Genomic DNA, 22,891 nt, shown 5'->3' with positions numbered 1-22,891 from the left:
GTGACAGTGAACAACCTCTTCGAACAGACCGCTCGTGGCCAGGAATACTATGACAGGGTAAAGGCCTTCATGGACGAATTCGTCTACCCCGCCGAACCCGTCTACCGGCGGCAGATGGCCGAGGCCGCCAGCCCCCATACGCAGCCGCAGATCCTCGAGGACCTCAAGGCCAAGGCCAAGGAGGCGGGGCTGTGGAACCTGTTCCACCCCCACGCGGAATGGGGTCCGGGTCTGACCAACCTGGAGTACGCGCCGCTGGCCGAACTGATGGGCCGCTCGGGTGGTCTGGGGCCCGAGGTCTTCAACTGCAATGCCCCCGACACCGGCAATATGGAGGTGCTCACCCTTTTCGGGACTGATGAGCACAAGGAGAAGTACCTGCGCCCGCTGCTCGACGGCACCATGGCTTCGGGCTTCGCGATGACCGAACCGGCAGTGGCCAGCGCCGATGCCACGAACATCGAGATGGTCATGAAGAAGGACGGCGACGAGTACATCCTCGAGGGCCGCAAGTGGTTCACCTCGAACGCTCTGCACCCCAATTGCCAGGTGCTCATCGTGATGGGCAAGACCGATCCCAATGCGGAGAAGCATCGCCAGCAGTCCATGATGGTCGTGCCGATCGACGCCCCGGGGGTCACCGTGGTGCGCAATCTCCCGGTGTTCGGCTACGAGGACCGGGAGGGTCACGCGGAGATCATCTTCGATCAGGTGCGGGTGCCTGCCAAGGACGTCCTCAAGGGCGAGGGCGAGGGCTTCGCGATCAGCCAGGCCCGGCTGGGGCCCGGCCGCATCCACCACTGCATGCGCGCCATCGGCGCCGCCGAGCGCGCGCTCGAGCTCATGTGCAAGCGCGCAGAGGAGCGGGTGGCCTTCGGGTCCAAGCTCTCGGAGAAGGCGAACATTCAGGATTGGATCGCGGAATCGCGCATCGCCATCGACCAGGCCCGGCTGCTGACCCTGCAGGCGGCGTACCTGATGGATACCGTGGGCAACAAGGTGGCCCGTACGCTGATCTCGGAGATCAAGGTCGCGGCACCGGAAATGGCACTCAAGGTCATCGACCGGGCCATCCAGGTGCACGGCGGCGGCGGCGTTACGAACGACTTCCCCCTGGCGGAGATGTATGCGCATGTGCGCACTCTGCGCCTGGCGGACGGACCGGACGAGGTGCACAAGATGACCATCGCCCGGCACGAACTCAAGAAATACCGTAAGTGATTCGACCGACAGGTCGTGAAGGAGACAAGAATGACCCAGCGTACCGCAATCGTCACCGGCGGGGCCCGTGGAATCGGCGCGGCCATCTCGAAGCGCCTGGCCAAGGACGGACTGGCCGTCGCCGTCGTCGACATCCGTGAGGAGGACACCCGCGGCGTCGTCGAGGAGATCAACGCCGCAGGCGGCCAGGCGATCGGCATCGGCGCCGACATCACCGACGAGGCCGCCGCCAATGCGGCGGTGGAGAAGATCGCCGAGGAACTCGGTGCGCCGACCGTGCTGATCAACAACGCCGGTATCATCCGCGACCATATGCTGTTCAAGATGCCGCTGGCGGACTTCCAGAAGGTTCTGGCCGTTCACCTCGAGGGCAACTTCATCATGACGAAGGCCGCGCAGAAGTACATGGTCCAGGAGAACTTCGGCCGGATCATCTCGATGTCCTCGACCTCGGCGCTGGGCAACCGCGGCCAGGCCAACTACTCGGCGGCCAAGGCGGGCATCCAGGGCCTGACGAAGACCTATGCGATCGAACTCGGCCGCTACGGCGTGACCGCCAATGCGATCGCCCCCGGGTTCATCGAGACCGATATGACCAAGGCCACCGCGGAATCCGTCGGGGTGTCCTTCGAGGAGTTCACCAAGGCCGCCGCCGCGCAGATCGACGTGCGCCGTACCGGCAAGCCCGAGGACATCGCGCACACCGCCTCGTTCCTGGCCAGCGAGGGCGCGGGCTTCGTCTCCGGGCAGGTCATCTACGTCGCCGGCGGCCCGAAGAACTGATCGGCCCCGCCGGGCAGCCGACGCAATCGAAAGAGGAACAATGACCGATGCAGTGATCGTCTCCACCGCACGCACGCCGATTGGCAAAGCGTACCGTGGGGCCTTCAACAACACCCAGTCCCAGGAACTCGCCGGCCACGCGATCGCCAATGCGGTCAAGCGGGCGGGGCTGGAAGGCGGCGAGATCGAGGACGTCGTCTTCGGCGCCGCCGTCCAACAGGGCGCGCAGTCCATGAACTTCGGCCGGCAGGCGGCGCTGCGCGCCGGGCTGCCCGTGACGGTCGCCGGCCAGACCGTCGACCGGCAGTGCGCCTCGGGTCTGATGGCGATCTCGATCGCCGCCAAGCAGATCATCGCCGACGGGATGGACATCGCCGTCGGCGGTGGCGCCGAATCCATCTCCCTGGTGCAGAACGAACACCAGAACACCTTCCGCGCGAAGGACCCGTGGCTGAGCGAGAACCATCCGGGACTCTACCTGCCGATGCTCAACACGGCCGAGGTCGTCGCCGAACGCTATGGCGTCACCCGCGAGGCGCAGGACGCGTATTCGCTGGAGAGCCAGCGGCGCACCGCAGCCGCGCAGGAAGCCGGCCGCTTCGACGCGGAGATCGTGCCGCTGACCGCGACGAAGCTCGTCATGGACAAGGCGACCAAGGAGGTCTCCGAGGAGACGGTCACGCTGGGCAAGGACGAGGGCAATCGCCCTTCGACCACGCTCGAGGGCCTGTCCTCACTGCAGCCGGTGCTGGCCCCCGGAGTGGCCTCGGCGAACCCGTCGATCACCGCGGGCAACGCCTCGCAGCTGTCCGACGGCGCCTCGGCTGCGGTGCTGATGAGCGACGCCGAGGCCTCGCGCCGGGGCCTCGAACCGCTGGGCATCTACCGCGGCATCGCGGTGGCCGGCTGTGAGCCGGACGAGATGGGCATCGGCCCGGTCTTCGCTGTGCCGAAGCTGCTCAAGCGCCACGGGCTGACCGTCGACGACATCGATCTGTGGGAGCTCAACGAGGCATTCGCGGTGCAGACCCTGTACTGTCGTGACCGCCTGGGCATCGACCCGGAGAAGTACAACGTCAACGGCGGCGCCATCTCGATCGGCCACCCCTACGGCATGTCGGGCGCCCGGATGGTCGGGCACGCCCTCATCGAGGGTAAGCGCCGCGGTGCCAAGTACGTCGTCGTCACGATGTGCATCGGCGGCGGACAGGGCGCGGCCGGCCTGTTCGAAGTGGCCTGACCGAGCCCGAACTCATCGGTTGGAGCGTGCCCGGGGCCAAGCGCCCCGGGCACGCTCGTCTATGGAGAAAGTGAACGGAAGAAGTATCGATGGCACCCGAAAACCGACCCTGGTTGAACACCCTGGCCCGCGAACCGCGCTATTTGCGCGAGCTGGAGCCCACGACGATCCCCGCGTTACTTCAACGCGCACTGGCGGAGGCGGGGGAGTCGACCGCGGTGGAGTACTTCGGGTGGACCTGCAGTTGGCGCGAACTCGACGAACACGCTCAGGCTACCGCGGCGTACCTGGCCGAACGCGGCTTCGGGCCCGGCGATGCACTGGGGATCTATCTGCAGAACGTGCCCCACTATTATTTCGCCGCTCTGGCGGCCTGGCGGCTCGGCGGGGTGGTGGTGCCGCTGAATCCGATGTACCGCGACGAACTGGCCCATGTCTTCGCGGATGCTTCGGTCAAGGCCCTGGTGGTTTCGGCTGCGGCGTACAACGACCGGGTCAAGGACTATGCTGCGGACCTCGACATCGTCATCACCTGCAATGATCGGGGCCTGGTGGAGCTCGAATCGGAACGCGTCTTCGGATCGTTCCCGTCCCATATCGAAACCGACAGGGACGAACTGCTCGATGTGATCGAACGCCACCGCGGAGCCCGCGTCGACCAGGCACCGGTCACCGTGGACACCCCGGCGCTCTACGGTTACACCTCGGGAACCTCCGGCAAGTCCAAGGGCGCGGTGCTCACCCACGGGAACCTGAGTGTCAATGCGGTGATCAACCGCGAATTCCAGGGCTATCGACCACCGTTCACCTTCTTCACCCTGGCCCCGGTGTTCCACATCACCGGTCTGGTCACCCAGTTCCTGGCCAATATCGCCGTCGGGGGCACCCTGGCGATGAACTACCGTTTCGAGGCCTCGACGACCCTGGAGATCTTCCGGCGGACGCGTCCGAACTACATGGCCGGTCCCGCCACCGCCTATATGGCGTTGCTGGCCCACCCCGACTTCCACGGGGACGACTTCTCGTCCTTCGACCAGATCATGTCGGGCGGAGCCCCGCTGCCCGCGGCCATCCTCGCGAAGTTCGAGGAGCGCACTGGCCGCTACATCGGCCAGGGCTACGGGCTCACAGAGACCAGCGCGCAGTGCGCGGTGGTACCCAAGGGCTTCCGTGCCCCGGTCGACGAGGAGTCGGGGAACCTGTCCTGCGGGCTGCCGATCGCCAGCGTCGACTTGCGGATCCTGGATGAGGACGGCCGCGAAGTCCCCCAGGGCGAGGTGGGCGAGGTCTGCGTGTCAGGGCCCATGGTCACCGGCGCATACCTGAACAACCCGGAGGCGACGGCGCGCGACATCCCCGCCGGAATGCTGCACACCGGGGACGTGGGCTACCTCGACGCCGCGGGCTGGCTGTTCATCGTCGACCGGATGAAGGACATGATCAACGCCTCGGGCTTCAAGGTGTGGCCGCGCGAGGTGGAGGACGCGCTGTATCTGCTGCCCGAGGTGCTCGAGGCCGCCGTGGTGGGCGTGCCCGATGAGTACAGGGGTGAGAGCGTCGTCGCCTATCTCACGCTGAAGCCGGGCCGCAGCCTCACCGAGGCCGATGTCATCGCCCATGCGCGCAAACATCTGGCCGCGTTCAAGGCCCCGCATCGGGTCGTCATCGCCGAGGCGCTGCCCAAGACGGCATCAGGCAAGATCCTGCGCCGTGAATTGCGCGACCAGGCGAGCGGGCGGGAGGACGAAACGTCCAGGTGAGCAGTGGTCCCGCGTTGAATGAACGAACGTTCGGGATATTATGAAGAAGTGACCGGCGGCACAGCCCGTCGGCGCCGGAACACGATGAAGTGGAGGACACCGATGTCACTTTCGACCGATCGCCCCTGGGTGACGACGCTCTCGAGTGAGCCGAAGTACATCCAGCCCCTGGAACCGACCACAGTGCCCGAACTCCTGGCCGCCGCAGTGGCCACGGCACCGGAGGCTCCCGCCGTGAAGTATTACGGGTGGGAGGCCACCTGGGCCCAGATCGACGAGCAGGCCGGCGCCCTCGCGGCGTACCTGGCCGAACGTGGCTTCGGGCCCGGCGACGTGCTCGGCATCTATCTGCAGAACGTGCCGCACTACTACGTGGCGGCCCTGGCCACATGGAAACTCGGCGGGGTGGTGGTGCCGCTGAATCCGATGTACCGCGACGAACTGGCCCATGTCTTCGCGGATGCTTCGGTCAAGGCGCTGGTGGTTTCGGCTGCGGCGTACAACGACCGGGTCAAGGACTATGCTGCGGACCTCGACATCGTCATCACCTGCAACGATCGCGACCTGGTGCAGGTGGAGGCCGAACGCATCTTCGGCGCCTTCCCCGCGCAGATCCCAACCGGGCGCCCCGATCTGTCCGACATCGTCAAGGAGTACTCCGGCCGCAGCGTTCAGCAGGCTCCGGTGACGCGGGAGTCCCCTGCGATCTACGGCTACACCTCGGGAACCTCCGGCAAGTCCAAGGGCGCCGTCCTGACCCACGGGAACCTGACGGTCAACGCGATCATGAGCCGGGACATGATGGACTACGGTCCCGGCAATGTGATGTTCACCCTGGCGCCGGTCTTCCACATCACGGGCTTCGTCTGCCAGTTCCTGGCCAATATCGCCTGCCGCTCCGCACTGTCGATGAACTACCGGTTCGATCCGGTGACCTCGCTGGAGATCTTCCGCCGTGACCGCCCGAACTACATGGCCGGCCCGGCCACCGCATTCATGGCGCTGCTGGCCGTGCCGGGATTCGAGGCCGCGGACTTCGAGTCCTTCGATCAGATCATGTCCGGCGGCGCGCCCCTGCCCGAGGCGATCGTTGCGAAGTTCGAGGAGCGCACCGGCTACTACATCAGCCAGGGCTACGGGCTCACAGAGACCAGCGCGCAGTGCGCCCTGGTGCCCAATGGCTTCCGCGCCCCGGTCGACGAGGAGTCGGGGAACCTGTCCTGCGGGCTGCCCCTGGCCTCGGTGACGGTTTCGATCCTCGACGACGAGGGACACGAGCTGGCGGCCGGGGAAGTGGGAGAGGTCTGTGTGTCGGGGCCCATGGTCACCCACGAGTACCTGGGCAATCCGGAGGCCACGGCGCGCGACATCCCCGGCGGATTGCTGCACACCGGCGATGTGGGCTACCTCGACGCCGAGGGCTGGCTGTTCATCGTCGACCGGAAGAAGGACATGATCAACGCCTCGGGCTTCAAGGTGTGGCCGCGCGAGGTGGAGGACGCCCTCTACCTGATGCCCCAGGTGCTCGAGGCCGCCGTGGTGGGCGTGCCCGACGAGTACCGCGGTGAGAACGTCGTGGCCTATGTGACCAGGCAGCCGGGCAGTGAACTGAGCGAGGCCGATGTCATCGCCCACGCGCGCAAACACCTGGCTGCATTCAAAGCACCGCACCGGGTCGTGATCATCGACGAGATGCCCAAGACCGCATCGGGCAAGGTACTGCGGCGCGAACTACGCGCCACAGCCCGTGAGACGGCCGAAGCGGCGCGGACCGCCGCCGGCGCAGAAGACTGAGACGAATACTCGAAGGAGAGTGGAACATATGGTGGGCAATGGGGAATGGTCGAAAGCGGCCGCGGAACTGGAAGCGCTGCGGACACTGCGCCCGGCCTCGGTCCCGGGGGAGATACCACGCGCCGACTACGAGCGGCCGCTGAACGAATTCCTCATCAGGTGGGCCGAAGAGCGGCCGCACACCACCGCGATCCACTTCTACGGCCGCGACATCGACTATGCCGAACTCGAGGAGCTGGTCGCAGCTGCCGCGGGCTGGTTGCGCGGCCAGGGCGTGGCCGCCGGCGACCGGGTGGGCGTGTTCATGAGCAACTGCCCGCAGTTCATCATCGCGCTCCTGGCGATTCTGCGCCTGGGCGCGGTGCACCTGCCGATCAACCCGATGTTCCAGGCGCGCGAACTGGCACACGAACTGCGCGACGCAACCCCGCGGGTCGTGATCGCGCAGGCGGAATTCCAGCCTCTCATCGAACGCGTCCTGGCAGACCCCGAAGCCGGCGTCGACGCCGATCTCACGGTGGCCTACACCCAGTTGGCCGACACACTGACGGGACCCGCTGTGCCCGCCGCGCCGTTTGCCGCCGCCAGTGGGGACCTGCCCAGTGACTGGGCGGACATCGTCTCCCATTCTCCGGCCGCCCCGGCCGAGGTGGATCCGACCGCCCTGGCGGTGCTCAACTACACCGGCGGGACGACGGGTCTGCCCAAGGGCTGTGAACACACGCAGGCCCATATGGTCTACTCGGGCCTCAAATCGCACGCCGGCCGTGGACATGTGCCCGGCACCGACGCCGAACCCGAGGTGATCCTGGGCTTCCAGCCGATCTTCTGGATCGCGGGGGAGGACTTCGCAATCCTGTCCCCGCTGGTCGACGGCTCGACCCTGGTGTTGATGAGCCGCTGGCATCCGGGTGTGGCCCTCGAACTCATCGCCGCGCAGCGGGTTTCCACCCTGATCGGCCTGGGCGACAGCTACTGGGAACTGCTGGAGGAGCCCGGCTGTACGGCCCAGACGCTGGAGAGCCTGCGCGACTGCACGGCGATCAGTTTCGTGCGCAAGCTCGACCGGGACCTGCGCACGGCCTGGCGGGAGGTCTCCGGGACGACACTGCGGGAGGCCTCCTACGGAATGACCGAGACGCACACGGCCGACACGTCGACCCTGGGCCTGCAGGACGGGGACATGGACCTGGCCAAGGAACCCGTGTACTGCGGATTCCCCGTGCCCGGCACGCGGATCGTCGTCGTCGACGCCGATCTGAACCCGGTTCCGGTGGGCGAATCCGGCCAGATCATCGTGAGCTCCCCCTCGGTGATGACCGGCTACTACCGCCGGCCCGAGGCCACCCGCGACTCCCTGGTCGACGGCTGGCTGCTCACCGGCGACACCGGACGCTTCGACGAGCACGGGGCGCTGACCTATTTGGCGCGGACCAAGGAGATGATCAAGGTCAACGGGATGAGTGTTTTCCCCGCCGAAGTCGAAACGCTGCTCAAGGCCCATCCTGCGATCGAGACCGTCGCCGTTGCCCCGCGCGCGGACGAGCGCAAGGGCCAGGTGCCCGTGGCCTTCACCATCCTGACGGCGGGCTCCGCCGCCACCGCCGAGGAGCTGCGCACATGGGCGCTGGAGCAGATGGCCCGTTACAAGGTCCCGGAGTTCGTCTTCGTCGAGGCGATGCCGATGACGGCCACGGGCAAGATCCGCAAGGTCGAACTGTTGGAGAGCCTGGAGAAGTGACGCACGTGAACCGAGCCCCCGTCCTGTTGGTCGCCAACCGCGGGGAGATCGCCGTGCGCATTATGCGCACCGCCCGTGATCTGGGCATGACAACCGTCGCCATCCACCCCGCCGATGACGCGGACAGCCTGCACGTGAGCCTGGCCGACCGGGCGGTCGAACTGCCGGGCCTGGGAGCAGGGGCCTACCTGGACATCGCCGGACTGGCGGCCGTGATCGGCCGCGTGGGCGCCGATTACGTCCACCCCGGTTACGGATTCCTGTCCGAATCCGCAGAGTTCGCCAGGGCGGTCGCCGCCGCCGGCGCCGTATTCGTCGGTCCCCGCCCGGCGGCGATCGAAGCCGTCGGCGATAAGGACAGGGCGAAGACACTGGCCGCAGGACTGGGGATCAACACGATACCGGCCACCGGCGTGCTGGCGGGGCCCGAACAGGCCAGGGCCTTCCAACGTGAGGCCGGGGGCCCGATCGCACTCAAGGCAGTCGCCGGCGGCGGGGGCCGGGGGATCGTGCCGATCGGCCCCGCCGATGATGTCGACGCCCTGTTCGCCAGGGCCGCCGCCGAGGCCGCGGCGGGCTTCGGCGACGAGCGGCTACTGGCCGAACGCTGGCTCACCGGCACCCGCCACATCGAGGTCCAGGCGCTGGGCACAGCCGAGGGGATCAGGATCCTGGGCGATCGGGACTGCTCCCTGCAGCGCCGCCGCCAGAAATTCCTCGAGATCGCCCCGGCTACGGTGCCCACGGATATCCGGACGGCGATCCACGCGGCCGCAGGCACCCTGCTGGAGGCGATCGACTACACCCAGCTGGCCACCGTCGAATTCCTGGTGACCGACGACGACTGGTTCTTCCTCGAAGTCAACCCGCGCATCCAGGTCGAGCACACGGTGACGGAGGAGGTGCTGGGCATCGACCTGGTGGCCGCCCAGCTGCGTCTGGCCCAGGGACTGGAGATGTCCGCTCTGCCGGACGGGCAGCCGACGGGACGGACATCGGTGCAGGCGCGGATCACCGCCGAGCGGATGAGCGCTGACGGCACGGTCCACCCGGCGACGGGCACTCTGGCATCAGCCGACTTCCCCCTGGACCGGCATGTGCGAGTCGACACCTGGGTGCGTTCGGGTACCCGGATCGGCGCGAGCTACGACACCCTGCTGGCCAAGCTCATCGTCACGGCCGATGACTTGGAGACGGCCGTGGCCCGACTGGACCGGGCACTGCTGGAGACCCGCATCACGGGGGTGGAGACGAACATCGGCCTGCAGCGCGCGGTCATCGCCGCGGGCCTGCCCGGCCACGCGGATACCGGCACCTTCGATGCGCGCAGCGCCGAACTCCTCGCCTCGATCCCGGAGACCGGAACGGGGCCCGATGCGGCGCCGGCCAAGGCCACAGAGGCGCCCGCGGTCGAGCTGGCCGTGGACGAGACCCCGGTACCCGCCCCACTCTCGGGTACCGTCGTCTCGCTCGAGGCCAGGCCTGGCGAGTTGGGCCTCATCGAGGCGATGAAGATGCACCATGCGATTCCCGCCCCACCCCACACCGCGGCGCGCGCCCTGGTGGCAATCGGCGACACCGTGACCGAGGGCCAGCCCGTGTTCGCGATCGTTGCGGGCAATACCGACCGGACGGGGGCTGCGAGCACCGAGCTGGTCGACCACCCGGCAGTGGCAGAGGCCGTGGCCAGGCACGCGGGAACAAGTGATGAGGCACACCCGGCCGACGTGGAGAAGATCCATCGCCGGGGTCGGCGCACGGCCAGGGAGAATCTGGCCGAACTGGTGGTCCCCGGCACGTTCGTCGAATACGGCGGCCTTGCGATCGCCGCCCAGCGGGCCAGGCGCTCGCACGCCGATCTGATCGACCGGACCCGCGGGGACGGGCTGGTCGGCGGGATCGGCACAGTGCGCACGGACCGTGGGGACGTCCGCGCGGTCGTCATGAGCTACGACTACACGGTGCTGGCCGGCACCCAGGGAGCGCGCAACCACGCCAAAACCGACAGACTCCTCCACGTGGCAGGGGACACCGGCCTGCCCATCGTCTTCTTCTGCGAGGGCGGCGGCGGGCGGCCCGGCGACACCGACATCCCTCCGGGCCCCCAGCTCAACGTCGGGACGTTCGCCGCGCTCGCGGGCCTGCGCGGGCGGGTGCCGCTGATCGCGATCGCCTCGGGCCGCTGTTTCGCCGGCAACGCGGCGCTGGCGGGAGTGTGCGATGTGATCATCGCAACGGAGGACCTCAACCTGGGAATGGGCGGCCCGGCGATGATCTCCGGTGGCGGCCTGGGCGACTACCGGCCCGAGGACGTCGGCCCCGTCCGCGTGCACCGTGATTCGGGAGCCGTCGACCTGGTCGTCCCCGGCGACGCCGAGGCCGTGGCTGCCACCCGTGACTACCTGGCCATGTTCGCCGCAGGCGGAGCGGGTGAGGGAGCCGCTGCGGGTGGGCAGGAGGACGCCACCGGTGGAACCGAGCCGGCTGCGCCCGATAGGGCCGCAATCCTACGGGCAGCGGTGCCGGCCGACCGGCTACGTGCCTTCGATATGCGCTCCCTGCTGCGCCATGTCTTCGACGACACCGGTTTCACCGAGTTGCGCTCAGGTGCCCGCGGCGGGGCGATCTGCGGTTTCGCGCGGATCGACGGCGCTCCCGTCGGGTTCGTCGCCAATGACAATCGGCACCTGGGCGGGGCCATCGACGTGGACACCGCGCGGAATCTGACCCAGCACCTGCGCCTCGTCGAGTCCTATGGCCTGCCGCTGGTGGCCTTCATCGACACCCCCGGCTTCATGGTCGGACCCGAAGCCGAGCGGGAGCCCGGCGTGCGCGCCTTCGGCGACCTGTTCTGCGCCGGCGCCGCGCTGACAGTGCCCACCGGCTCCGTGGTGATCCGCAAGGCCTACGGGCTCGGGGCGATGGCGATGAGCTTCGGCTCGCTGCACGAGACCCGTTTCACCGTAGCCTGGCCCTCCGGCGAACTGGGCCCGATGGGGCTCGAGGGCGCGGTGCGCCTGGGGTTCTCCAAGGAGCTGGCCGCGGTGCCGGAAGGCGAGGAACGCGATGCGCTGTTCACCCGGCTGCTCGACCGCCTCTATGAGCAGGGCCGGGCCATGTCGGCGGCCGAGACCTTCGACATCGACGACGTCATCGACCCTGCGGACACGCGGGCGTGGCTGGGCCTGTTGCACGATGAGCGGGGTAGCCGGATCCGGTCCTGAGCGGTCCGCCTAGGATGGGACATCGTGCACTCACGCGATAAACAGATCATCGCCCTGGCGCTGCCCGCCCTGGGCGCCCTGGCGGCCGAACCGGTCTTCCTGTTGGCGGACACCGCGATGGTCGGCCATCTGGGACCGGAGGCCCTCGCCGCGCTGGCCCTGGCGGGGGCCCTGCTGCAGACGGTGCTGGGTCTCATGGTCTTCCTCGCCTACGCCACCACGCCGCGGGTCGCGCGCTTCCTGGGCTCGGGCGATCGACCGGGGGCGATCGGCGCTGGGATCGACGGGATGTGGTTGGCTGCCGCCACCTCGGTCATTCTGGTGGCGGCCGGCCTGCCCCTGCTCGACACGGCACTGGGCTGGTTCAACCCGACCGCCGAGGTCGCGGCCCTGGCCCGGGAGTACTTGACGATCTCCTGGTGGGGCCTGCCGTTCATGCTCATCGTGATCGCCGGCACCGGGCTGCTGCGCGGGCTGCAGAACACGAAGGTGCCGTTGGCCATCGCGGCGGGTGGTTTCGCCGTCAACATCGCACTCAACGCCCTGTTCATCTACGGCCTCGACCTCGGTGTGGCGGGCTCGGCGCTGGGCACCGTGTGCGCACAGGGACTCATGTGCCTGACCTATGCGTGGATCGCGGTGCTGGCGGCCCGGCATTACGGTGCCAGGCTGCGGCCGGATTTCCATGGGGTCTTCCACGCCGCGCGGATGTCGGGCTGGCTGCTGCTGCGCAACGCCTCGCTGCGGGCCGCCATCCTGGTGCTGGTCGCCCTTGCCGCAGCTCAGGGGACCGTGCAGCTGGCGGCGGTGCAGGTCGCCCAGACGCTGTTCAACAGCCTGGCCATGGTGCTGGACTCACTGGCGATCGCCGGGCAGGCGCTCATCGGCCTGGAGCTGGGGCGCAGGCGGCGCGCCGAGGTCCACGCCGTGCACCGGCGCCTGATCGGCTGGGGTGTGGGTTTCGGCACCATCACGGGCGTCGTCATGGCCTGTCTGTCGCCTTGGCTTCCGGCGCTGTTCACCTCGGACGAGCACGTCCGGCCCGCATTGACGGTCCTGATCCTGGTGCTGGCCGCAAGCCTGCCGCTGGGCGGCTATGTGTTCACCCTCGACGGGGTGCTGATGGGCGCTGAGGATTCCCGCTATCTGGCCCTGGCACAGCTGGGCGCATTCCTGGGATTCGCCCTGCTGTGCTGGCTGGGGCACCTCGCCGGCTGGGGTACCTGGGGCCTGTGGGCCTGCTTCTGCTGGGGCTTCCTGGCCTTCCGTGGGATCGGCCTGGGCCTGCGGATGCGCGGCGATGCCTGGATCGAACGCGCAGAGGCCCGCGGCTAGACTGCCGCGGGCCCCTGCGCGCCGGTGATCAGGAGGGTCGGCGGGGGAGGATGACGTCCTGGTAGACCGCCTCGCCCATCGGGCGGTAGTCGCTCTTCGGGTCGTACCACTCGTCGAAGTCCGCTGTCGTGCCCTTGTCGGAGTAGCCGAGTTCCTTGGCCTTGGCCGTCCACTTCCTGGCGGCCGCCTCGACCCGTTCGGCCAGATCGTCGCCGGCGATACCGGACTCGGCGATCTTCTTGCGGTTCTCCGAGTTGAAGGCCGCCACGTCCTTCTGCAGTGCATCATCGAAGCGTTCGATCTTGCCGCCTGCCTTCTTCGCGGCCGTCACGGCTGCCGCATTGCCGCCGATGCCGGTCTGCAGCTGTCCATGGAAGTGCTCGGCGTAGACGTCGAAGATGATCTGCCGGTAGCCCAGGGGCAGCTCGGCGAACTTCTTGCCGGCGACCAGGGAGCTGGCGCTGCGGGAGATCGACGTGTCGGTCATATAGCCGATATTGGGGGCGACCTCGAACAGCCCGCCCTCGGCCGCGGTGACCAGCTGCGCCAGCGAACAGTCCACGGTGCCCCGCTGCATGGCCTCGAAGGCCTCGGTGTATTCCATGGAGACGGGGGAGGCGCCGATTCGGCTCATCAAGCCACTCTGCGCCTTCGAGGCGATGCGGACCTGCCTGCCCGGATAGTCGGATTCGGAGACCCCGGTCTTCGTGCAAACCGAGTAGTAGCCGCCCGAGGCGATGAAGGGGGCGATCGGGTAGACGCTCTGATCCTCGTATTCCTGGAGTACCTGAGGAGTGTTCCAGGCGACATCGACGCCCACGGCGTTCGTGATCATCTCCCCGGTGTAGGGCGAGGACGGAAGCCCACCGAGGGCCTCGCCCACGGCATTGGTGGCGGGGAACTCCGCGGGTTGGTAGACCGGCAGCGCCAGTGCCAGGTCCACGCGCCCGTCGGACAGGGCGTCGAACAGTTCGGAATAGCCGGCGATGGCCTGTCCCCACACCGTGTCGACCTTGATCTTCCCGCCCGAGCGCTCCTCGATGGCCGCGGCCAGGACGTTGCCCGAGGGGGCCTGGATGGAAGCCGCGGACGCCGCCGAGGGCTGGAAGGTCAGTTCCACCTCGGGCAGGTCGGCCAGTGCCGCGTCGATGGTCGCCTGGTCGGCGCCAGGCGCATAGCCTCCGCCTCCACCGCCGGCCAGTCCTCCGGAGGTGCCGCCTGCCACGGATCCGGCACAAGCGCTCAGGGCCAGGCTCACGACGCCGGCTATGAGGGGGAGGCCGAGTGTGCGGAGGCGGCTGCGGCCTGGTTTCATGGGGTTCTGCCTTTCGGAAGGGGACTTGCTGATCACTGGGCGCCTCCTGCGCGTTCGAGCAGAGCGGGGAGCCAGTCGGTCATCTGGGGAACCGCGATCATCAGGACGAGGAACAGGACCGCAACGGGCAGGAACCAGGTCAGGGAGACGAAGACGTCCTTGAGCGTGATGGTCTGGCCCAGGTTCACCGCGGGGTTCTTGGTGATGTTGTGCACGATGAAGGACAGGATGCCCACGGGCGGGGTGATCATACCGAGTTCGCCCAGTAGAACGACGAACACTCCGAACCACAGGGGATTGACATCCATGGCGGACAGGGTGGGCAGCAGGATCGGAACGGTCAGCAGCATCATCGACATGGTGTCGAAGAACATGCCCATCACCAGGTAGAGCAGCACCAGGATGAGCAGGAAGGCGAAGCGGGAGAGGCCCAGCCCCGTGATGTACGAGGTGATGGCAGGGGCCAGTCCGGTGATCGCCAGGAGCTTGGTCAGCATCTCGGCGCCGATCATGATGAAGAAGATCGAGGCGGTGGCCGAGACCGTGTTCATGGCGGCTACTGCCACCTTGCCCAGCGGTTTGTCCTTACGGGTGTGGATGAGGGTCAGGATCATCGCGGTGCACGCGGCCGCGGCACCGGCCTCGGTCGGGGTGAAGGCACCGGAGAACATACCGCCGAACAGGACCAGCATGATGACGGGGAAGCCCCAGATCTCCCCGAGCGAGGAGAAGCGCTCCTTCCACGTGGCGGTGGAGCCCCCGGCGGCACCGGGCCGTCTGCCGACCAGGGAGGGCTTGACGAAACCGATGAGCAGGATGAACAGCGCGAAGGTCACGGCGATGAGGATGCCGGGTACCGCGCCGGCCATGAGCTGGGGGCCGACGGGAACCGATGCGATACCGGCGAAGACCACGAGCAGGATCGACGGGGGGATGAGCGCCCCGGGCAGACCCGCGACGATGACCGTGCCCACCGCCATGCGCTTGTCGTATCCGGCCTTGAGCATTTCGGGGATGCCGGTGCGGCCCAGGGTGTAGGTCATGCCGATGGTCGATCCCGAGACCGAGGCCAGGCCGGCTCCGGCTGCCGTGGTGCCGATGCCGATGCCGCCCGGCAGCCAGGAGAACCAGCGGTCTGTGGCGCGGTAGATCTTCGCCGCCATCCCCGACTGGGCCAGCAGCATGCCCATGAAGATGAACATGGGCAGGACCGAGTAAGACCATTTCGAGACGGTGTGGAAGGGTGCGGTGGCCAGGATGTTGACGGTCGCCGGGATGCCGGAGAGGCCGTAGACGCCGATGACCGATGGAATGGCCAGGCTCAGGGCGACGGGGACGGACATGAACATGAGCACCAGCATCATGGCCAGGCACCACAGTCCGGCCACGGGGCCAGTGGGGGAGAGGAAGAAGCCGATGAGGGTGACGGTGAGCAGGACCAGGCAGACGGCGAAGCCGGTGCCGCGTGGTCTGCCACGGCGGTGCGCCCTGGGCAGGAGGGTGGTCGGGCCGGTGCCGGTTCCGGCGGTGCCTGTAGTGGTTGACCGGTCGGCTGGGCTCGCCGTGGTCGTTGCGTCGGGGTTCATAGGGACCTCGGATTCGTACGTGTTGGGATCAGAGCGCCGATTCGGCGGGGTCGACGGTGGCGCTCGCAGTGCGGTGGACGGGAACGAAGACGTCGAGGACGTAGCACAGCGTCATGACGAGGAACACCAGGGGGACCAGGAAGTACACCGGCCAGGTCGTGATCTCGGTGACCCCGGCGGTGGCGCCGATCGTCATCTTCTCGATCGCCTCCCGGAGGCCGAACACCATCAGGCCGGCGCTGAGCAGCCCTCCGGCACATGCGGCGAAGATCTGGCAGGCCCGGGCGGAGGTGGGGCCGAGCCGCTCGGTCAGCAGAGTGACCGTGATGTGTTCGCGTTGCAGGTGGGCCGCGGGGATGCCCAGCAGCGCGATCGCCGGCAACCACCAGAAGGACACGATCTCATTGGTGCCGTAGAGGGGAGCGGAGAAGAGGAACCGGGACAGGGCGTGGGCGATGACGTGGAGCATCATCGCGACCACCGCGATGGCCGTCAACGCGGACAGGATCCGGTTGAGGATGGAATGGGCCTGCTGCATATGAAGCCGCCTTTGCCTTCATGAGGGATGGGATGGTCTGGGGGTGGGAACGGGATCGGCGATGATCCCACTGGATCGAAAGGTGCAGGAGAGCGGAGTCACCTACAATGCATCAGAGTATAGAAAATGCATTTTATGTGCAAGAAGTATGTTTCTGTGTTTCTTCAGGATGTTAGATGCCTGCTCATAAGCGACTACAGTTGCAGACATGGTGAAGATCCTCCCCGTAGACCCGAGCCCGGCCGGCGGCGAGTCGCTGGCACCGTTCCTCGCCGCCAGCGCGAACTGGTCGCTGGACCGTCCCGAACTCACCGCCGCGCAGGCCCTGCGCGATCCACAGCTGTCCGGTTATCTGGCCGGCTGGGGGCGGCCGGGAGATATCGGGGTGCTGGCCGTCGCGGACGACGGTACGGGGGTGCTCGGCGCTGCCTGGGCGCGTATTTTCCCTGCGGCCGAGGCCGGTGCGGGCTTCGTCTCCGAGACGATTCCCGAACTCCTGGTAGCGGTCGATCGGGACAGTCAGGGCTCCGGCCTGGGTACTCGGCTGTTGCATGCGCTGTTCGGGCTGCTGCGCTATAACGGTGCCACCGGGGTGTCGGCCGGTGTCGCACAGACCAACTCGGCCATCGGCCTGTTCGCCCGCCTGGGGTTCCGCGAGGTCGGCACGGGAGAGGGCATCGCGATCCTGCTCAAGGACCTGTGCGCCTGAATCGGCTACTGCGGTAGCAGTCGCTGGACGCTGCGCCTGCCCAGCAGGAACCAGATGATACCGATCGACAGCAATCCCTGGATCGTATTGACGACCACCCCGTGGGGCACGAAGACCAGCACCAACAGGGGCAGAACCAGTGCCTGGAGACAGTAGGCAGTCAACGACATGGTGCCGAAGGGCAGTAGGAGCCAGCCCAGGTACTTCTCCAACGGAGTGCGCAGGATGTGGAACAGGGCCAAAAAGCCCGCGAACCACAGGAAGGCCAGAGCCACGCGGCCCGGCATCGTCGGGTTGTTCGAGAAGAAATCGGCGGTGGCGGGCTGGAACCACTGGTAGAAATCCCACAGGCCGATGCGATCCCAGAACCCGGGAGCGTGCACCGTCAGCCCGCTCAGGCTGGTCGTCGTGACGAGCAGGACGACAAGGGTCCAGCCGAAACCGGTCTTCAACCCGGCGCGCCCGCGCAGCCAGGCGCGCACGTCCTCGAACCGATAGCCCATGAGTGCGGCTCCGAAGAAGTACAGCTGCCACTGCAGTTCCGCATCGGGGATCTCCTGGAGGAAACTCAGCGCGTAGACGGCCACGCTGAGCAGGGCGGCCAGCCAGGCCAGGCGCCGGCGGACGAACCACAGGAAGATCGGGGTGACGGCCAGCATGACCGCGTACAGGCGCAGGAAGTAGATCCAGTCGTTGAACGCGTCCATGGTGACCAGATGGCGCAACAGGGCGAACGGAGTCGCCAGCTGGTCCTCGGTCGGCAGCTTGGGCAGGCGGCCATCCCCGCCGACCAACAGGGTGAAGCCGATGATCGCCAAGGAGATGCCGATGCCCCACAGGTAGAGCTTCAGGGCCCGGCGCAGAAGCACCACGGTGAGTTCGCGCAGGGGTTTGGTCCGGCCCTTGTAGGCGCGGATATAGCCGATGAGGAAGCCAGAGACCAGGAAGAAGCCCTCGGCGGCCGAACCCCATAACAGGCCCTTGCCGCTGAGTAGGTACAAAGGCGAGGGCCACATCTGCAGGTGGTCGAGGATGATGACGATGACGAAGAACCCGCGCAGCAGGTCGAGCTCCACGATCCGCCTGCGCACGGGTGAAGCGGGCTGTGGGTCCGGTGGGGTGCCGCCCGCTGCACTGTTCGCCTTGTCGTTCATCATCTCCATGGTAAAGGTAACGGTTGGGTAACACTGGCAGCGGGCTGTCTGCGGGCTGTGGTGGTGGGGCGGGATATCCTTGAAGCGTGTACGAAGCCACAGCCCCCGCCCTCGCCCGCGCCCAGTCCCTGATCCGCTCGATCCCCGATCACCCCGAGCCCGGCATCGTGTTCCGCGACGTGATGCCGCTGTTGGCCGACGGCCCCGCCCTGCACGCCACGGCAGCCGCACTCATCGCCCCGTTCGCCGATTCCTTCGACGCGATTGCCGGCGTGGAGGCCCGCGGGTTCCTGCTGGCCGGCGTGGCGGCCGGACTGTGCGGGTGCGGTCTGGTCCCGATCCGCAAGGCCGGCAAACTTCCCCGGCCGGCCGGGCACCAGGAGTACACGCTCGAATACGGCAGCGCAACCATCGAAATGCAGACGGATCTGCCCGCCGGTTCGCGCATTCTGCTCATCGACGATGTATTGGCCACCGGCGGCACTCTGCGCGCCAGCCGTGAGTTACTGCAGAGGCTGGGATACGTGCACGCGGGGACCGCGGTGCTCTTCGAGATCGCGGACCTGGGCGGGCGGGCGCGCCTGGCCGACAACACCCTGCACACGGTGTTCAGCGCCTGAGAGATCGCCGTGTAGAGGTGTGATGGGACCCACTACTATGGACGCATGAGCGATCCAAAGGCGGACACCGCCGTGCACTTCGACCCCATCCCACCGACCCCGGACAGCCCCGCCGGCCCCCTGCGACACACGACCGAGGGCCCCGTGCGCGGGCTGGCACAGGGGGCGACGGACGCCTGGTACGGGATCCCCTTCGCCGCCCCGCCGGTGGGCGAGCTGCGGTTCCGCAGGCCGGTCCCGCCCGCAATGCGCACGACCGTATTCACTGCGGATTCCTGGGGTCCCGCTCCCGTCCAGACTCCCAGGCCGGAGGCCTTCGGCGGAGTGGGCGAGAACCCGGAGATGGACGAGGACTGTCTGACCCTGACGATCGTCACCCCGCACACGGAATCACACGGGCCCCTGCCCGTGCTCGTGTGGATCTACGGCGGTGCCTTCGCCATCGGCGTCAATCGCAACTACGACGCCAGGGTGCTGGCCGAACGCACCGGCTGTGTCGTGGTCAGCCCCAACTACCGGGTGGGGCCCTTCGGCTTCATCGACTTCAGTGCCCTGTCCGGCCCCGAGCACGTCTTCGAGTCAAATGTCGGCCTCTACGATCAGATCCGTGCCCTGGACTGGGTACGCGAGAACATCGCGGCCTTCGGCGGAGATCCCGCAGCGGTCACGGTGTTCGGCGAATCGGCCGGAGCCATGTCCGTGCTCGCCCTGATGGCCATGCCCGACGCCCACGGGCTGTTCCACCGGGCGATAGCCCAATCCCCGGCCCCGGCCTCCATGCTCTCGGTCGAACAGGCCGGCCGGTGGGCAGAAGTGCTGCTGGACGACCTCGCCACGGATCAGACGAGCAGTGCCGAGCGCGCCCAGCGCCTGGCCCGGGCCTCGGCCGCCGAGCTCCTGCAGGCCTTCGAGGCCCTGAACGAACAGGCCCCCGAGCTGGCGCCGGGACTGATGATCTGCGGACCCGTGGTCGACGGGGAGTCGCTGCCGAGCGCACCGCTGGCGGCACTGGCCGATGGGAGTGCGGCGGCGGTGCCACTGCTCATCGGCACGAACGACAACGAGGGCACCCTGTTCGCCATCGGAGCGCAGGCCGGGGGAGGGGAGACGATTCCGGTGCTGCCCGAGACCCTCGAGCGCGTCTTCGCCGCGGCACCCGGCTGGCCCGAGGTCCTCGCGGCCTACCCCGACTACCCCCGCGACGCGCCCCGACTCGGCGGTGACGCGGTCTTCTGGTACCCCACGGTGTGCGCGGCGGAACTGCACGCGCGCCACAACCCGGTCTGGCTCTACCGTTTCGACTATGTCTCGGAAGACCCCCGGTTCGGTGCCTTCGGGGCGACCCACGGAGCCGAGATCCCCCACGTCTTCGGGCGCTCGCGGGCCACGGTCATGGCAGAGGGGGACTCCGCCGGCGACAGCCGTGATGCGCGGTTCTCCGCCCGGATGATGGACCTCTGGGGCTCCTTCGCGCGGACCGGGCAGCCAGGTGGCGACTGGCCCGGCTTCGACGAGCGCGAACGCCGCACGTTGATCCTCGATGCGCAGCCGCGGGTGGAGTCCGATCCCCGCTCCGCCCGGCGCGCCGCCCTGGCGGCCTATGTACAGGGAGCCACCGGGGACTAGGCCCGGCCGTCGGCCGAGTGGGCGGCCAATTCGTCGTCGACGACGGCGGACTTGGCCGCCCGGAAGCCCAAGAGGGCCAGGACCAGTCCCAGGATGATGAGGACCACCAGAATCGGCGTCCAGCCGCCGATCGCACCGTGGACGGTGCCGACCAGGAACGGTCCCGCGGCCGCCAGCAGATAGCCCACCGGCTGCGCGAACCCGGACAGCCGCGCGGTGACCATGGGGTCGCGGGTGCGCGCTGTGATCAGGCTCAGCGCGGTGGGGAAGCACAGGCCACCCAGGCCCAACAGCAGCGCCCAGGCCAGCCAACCGGCAGCCGGCGCCACCAGGATGCCCGCATAGCCGGCCGTCATCAGCAGGGCGAACAGGACCGTGAATGGCCACAGATTCTTCGCCCGCGCGGTGATCGTCGGCATCACCAGACCGCCCAGGATCTGCATGAAGCCCGTGATCGCCAGCGCGAGCGAGGCCTGGGATGCCGAAGCGCCACCGTCACCGAGCATTGTGGGCAGCCAGCCCATCTGGATATAGGCATTCATCGACTGCAGACCGAAGAACAGCATGATGGCCACGGCCGTCGGCGACTTCCAGATGCGGGTGTGGGCGGCCCTGTCCGTTGCAGTCGCCGGTGGCAGGTCGTAGCCGGCCCTGGGCCAGACGAAGACCCACACGAGCAATTGGACGGCTCCGGCGATCGCCCATACGGCCAGTCCCCAGCGCCAACCGTCGGCGCGGGCCCCGAACGGCAGCGCAGTCAGCGGGGCGATCGTCGAGCCCACGCCCAACAGCGTCGAATACACGGTCATGAGCGCCACGGTGCGGACCCCGCCGTGACGCTTGATGAAGGCCGGCAGCAGCACATTGCCAACGGCGATGCCGATGACGCACAGTCCGGTCAGGAACACGAACGACCAGATGCCGCATACCCAGGGCCGCAGTGCCAGTCCCACCAGCTCGATCAGCATGCCCAGGGTCAACGCGCCGGTCAGACCGGTCCGCCGTGCGATCGGAACCGCCAGCACTCCGAATACCGCGAAGCACAGGCCAGGCAGCGCGGTGAGCAGTCCGGCCAGAGTGGGGGTGCCGCCCAGCTCGCCCACCGCCTGATCCAACACCGCTCCCAAGGAGGCCACAGCGGGCCGGAGATTGAACGCCGCAACGAACACGGCGATGGCCACCAGGCCGGCGGGTACCAGAGGGGACAGAGGATCCTGCCGGCCCAGCGGCGGGCGTGCGGCAGGAGGGACAGCGGCGTCATTGCGTTTCATCACTTCGCCAAGTTATCAAGCCATCGAACCGCGCGGACACCCAGTCCACGTCCGGCAGCTGCCGGGCGTGGTCTAAGCTCACAGACATGACGATGACGCCACAGCCCAGTTCCACCCGGACTCCCACGCCCCAGACCTCCGACGAGGGCCCGCATGCGGCGGACCCCGCCGACCTGGCCCACCGTCGGCGCAGGGTCAAGGGCATCGTCAATCTGCGCGACCTGGGCTCCATCCCCGTCGCCGGAGGACGCATCGCATCGGGTCTGCTCTACCGTTCGGCCGGGCTGAACAGGCTGCGCCCGGAATCCTTCGCAGACTTCACCGCCCTGGGCATCGAACGAGTCTACGATCTACGGACCGGCCCGGAGCGCGACCACGCCCCGGATAAGCACCCGGCCGGGGTCAGCCTGAGCGTATGCGATGTCCTGGCCGACAGCGAACACTCCGCGGCAGCCCACACCGGATCGGCCTCCCAGGACCCAGCGCAGGTCGCCCGCTTTCTGCGCGCCCAACCGGAGGGCGCCTACCTCAAACGGTCGTACCGCGACTTCGTGATCCTGCCCAGTGCCAGGCGCGCCTACCGCGAGCTGTTCACCGCGCTCGCCGCACCGGAAGCCGGCGGGGCGGCCCTGTTCCACTGCACGGCGGGCAAGGACCGGACCGGCTGGGCGGCGGCCTCGCTCCTGCTCCTGCTGGGCGCGGACCCCGATGACGTCCTCGCCGACTACCTGGCCACGAACGTGGACTACCTGCCCAGGCAGGAGGGGTACCTGGAGCGCGCCGAGGCCCAGGGCATCCCGCGCGATCTGCTACTGCCCATGCTCGAGGTCAGACCGGAGTACCTGGAGACCTCACTGGCCCAGGTGCGCCAGGACTTCGGCGGAATCCGCGGCTACTTCGTCGATGGGCTCGGACTGGCAGACGACACGCTGGAACGGCTGGGGGAGCGCTTCGTGTCCTAGCCAGGCGGGCCC

17 protein-coding genes are annotated in these 22,891 nt (G+C 68.0%); 12 read left to right on the top strand and 5 right to left on the bottom strand.

The features are described 5' to 3' along the window. Positions 1 to 6 precede the first annotated feature (6 nt). The 8 genes from NQ034_RS01465 to NQ034_RS01430 all read left to right on the top strand — a co-directional run bounded on the left by NQ034_RS01465 (position 7) and on the right by NQ034_RS01430 (position 13,098). Positions 7 to 1,221: an acyl-CoA dehydrogenase family protein gene (locus NQ034_RS01465; protein ID WP_257046606.1), complete on the top strand. Its 1,215-nt coding sequence runs from the start codon at positions 7 to 9 to the stop codon at positions 1,219 to 1,221. Between the two features lie 30 nt (positions 1,222 to 1,251). Beyond that, the gene (locus NQ034_RS01460) at positions 1,252 to 2,004 is read left to right on the top strand and encodes an SDR family oxidoreductase (RefSeq protein WP_257046605.1); all 753 of its coding nucleotides are present in this window, start codon (positions 1,252 to 1,254) and stop codon (positions 2,002 to 2,004) included. Positions 2,005 to 2,044: 40 nt separating this feature from the next. Then, the gene (locus NQ034_RS01455) at positions 2,045 to 3,244 is read left to right on the top strand and encodes an acetyl-CoA C-acyltransferase (protein ID WP_257046604.1); all 1,200 of its coding nucleotides are present in this window, start codon (positions 2,045 to 2,047) and stop codon (positions 3,242 to 3,244) included. Positions 3,245 to 3,333: 89 nt separating this feature from the next. Then, on the top strand, positions 3,334 to 5,004 hold the full coding sequence (locus NQ034_RS01450) for a class I adenylate-forming enzyme family protein (protein ID WP_257046603.1): 1,671 nt from the start codon (positions 3,334 to 3,336) through the stop codon (positions 5,002 to 5,004). A gap of 102 nt (positions 5,005 to 5,106) precedes the next feature. Then, the gene (locus NQ034_RS01445) at positions 5,107 to 6,798 is read left to right on the top strand and encodes a class I adenylate-forming enzyme family protein (RefSeq protein ID WP_257046602.1); all 1,692 of its coding nucleotides are present in this window, start codon (positions 5,107 to 5,109) and stop codon (positions 6,796 to 6,798) included. 28 nt (positions 6,799 to 6,826) lie between these two features. Continuing rightward, positions 6,827 to 8,539 (top strand): AMP-binding protein, encoded by a 1,713-nt coding sequence (locus NQ034_RS01440; protein WP_257046657.1) that lies wholly within the window; start codon positions 6,827 to 6,829, stop codon positions 8,537 to 8,539. Positions 8,540 to 8,544: 5 nt separating this feature from the next. After that, positions 8,545 to 11,763, top strand: coding sequence for an acetyl-CoA carboxylase family protein (locus NQ034_RS01435; protein ID WP_257046601.1), 3,219 nt, complete (start codon positions 8,545 to 8,547; stop codon positions 11,761 to 11,763). Positions 11,764 to 11,787: 24 nt separating this feature from the next. Then, positions 11,788 to 13,098, top strand: coding sequence for an MATE family efflux transporter (locus NQ034_RS01430; RefSeq protein ID WP_257046600.1), 1,311 nt, complete (start codon positions 11,788 to 11,790; stop codon positions 13,096 to 13,098). Between the two features lie 28 nt (positions 13,099 to 13,126). Here NQ034_RS01430 and NQ034_RS01425 read toward each other — a convergent pair whose 3' ends face one another. From NQ034_RS01425 to NQ034_RS01415, 3 genes are read right to left on the bottom strand one after another with little or no spacing between them, the layout of a single operon-like run. Continuing rightward, a complete protein-coding gene (locus NQ034_RS01425; RefSeq protein WP_257046599.1) occupies positions 13,127 to 14,413 on the bottom strand; it encodes a type 2 periplasmic-binding domain-containing protein in 1,287 nt (428 codons plus the stop codon). A 32-nt stretch (positions 14,414 to 14,445) separates the two neighbouring features. Continuing rightward, positions 14,446 to 15,999: a TRAP transporter large permease gene (locus NQ034_RS01420; RefSeq protein WP_257046598.1), complete on the bottom strand. Its 1,554-nt coding sequence runs from the start codon at positions 15,997 to 15,999 to the stop codon at positions 14,446 to 14,448. Positions 16,000 to 16,027: 28 nt separating this feature from the next. Further along, entirely contained in the window at positions 16,028 to 16,537 is a 510-nt protein-coding gene (locus NQ034_RS01415) for a TRAP transporter small permease (RefSeq protein ID WP_257046597.1), read from the bottom strand. Positions 16,538 to 16,745: 208 nt separating this feature from the next. On the opposite strand from NQ034_RS01415, the gene NQ034_RS01410 reads away from it, so the two are divergent. Beyond that, positions 16,746 to 17,246, top strand: coding sequence for a GNAT family N-acetyltransferase (locus NQ034_RS01410; RefSeq protein ID WP_257046596.1), 501 nt, complete (start codon positions 16,746 to 16,748; stop codon positions 17,244 to 17,246). Positions 17,247 to 17,251: 5 nt separating this feature from the next. Here NQ034_RS01410 and opgC read toward each other — a convergent pair whose 3' ends face one another. Continuing rightward, positions 17,252 to 18,400, bottom strand: coding sequence for an OpgC domain-containing protein (opgC, locus tag NQ034_RS01405; protein ID WP_257046595.1), 1,149 nt, complete (start codon positions 18,398 to 18,400; stop codon positions 17,252 to 17,254). An 86-nt stretch (positions 18,401 to 18,486) separates the two neighbouring features. Here opgC and NQ034_RS01400 point away from each other — a divergent pair, with 86 nt between their 5' ends. Then, positions 18,487 to 19,020, top strand: coding sequence for an adenine phosphoribosyltransferase (locus NQ034_RS01400; RefSeq protein ID WP_257046594.1), 534 nt, complete (start codon positions 18,487 to 18,489; stop codon positions 19,018 to 19,020). A gap of 45 nt (positions 19,021 to 19,065) precedes the next feature. Continuing rightward, on the top strand, positions 19,066 to 20,646 hold the full coding sequence (locus NQ034_RS01395) for a carboxylesterase/lipase family protein (RefSeq protein ID WP_257046593.1): 1,581 nt from the start codon (positions 19,066 to 19,068) through the stop codon (positions 20,644 to 20,646). Here NQ034_RS01395 and NQ034_RS01390 read toward each other — a convergent pair. Beyond that, positions 20,643 to 21,917 carry an MFS transporter gene (locus tag NQ034_RS01390; protein ID WP_257046656.1) on the bottom strand — a complete coding sequence of 425 codons (1,275 nt, stop codon included), beginning with the start codon at positions 21,915 to 21,917 and terminating at the stop codon, positions 20,643 to 20,645. The two genes, NQ034_RS01395 and NQ034_RS01390, sit on opposite strands and share 4 nt — an antisense overlap. An 86-nt stretch (positions 21,918 to 22,003) precedes the next feature. Here NQ034_RS01390 and NQ034_RS01385 point away from each other — a divergent pair, with 86 nt between their 5' ends. Continuing rightward, on the top strand, positions 22,004 to 22,879 hold the full coding sequence (locus NQ034_RS01385; RefSeq protein ID WP_257046592.1) for a tyrosine-protein phosphatase: 876 nt from the start codon (positions 22,004 to 22,006) through the stop codon (positions 22,877 to 22,879). The last annotated feature ends 12 nt before the right edge of the window (positions 22,880 to 22,891 follow it).

This window comes from Brevibacterium moorei (genome assembly GCF_024580735.1).
Classification (GTDB): Bacteria; Actinomycetota; Actinomycetes; order Actinomycetales; family Brevibacteriaceae; genus Brevibacterium; species Brevibacterium moorei.
The sequence above is the reverse complement of the archived record's forward strand: the minus strand, read 5'-3'. Positions and strand labels throughout refer to the sequence as shown.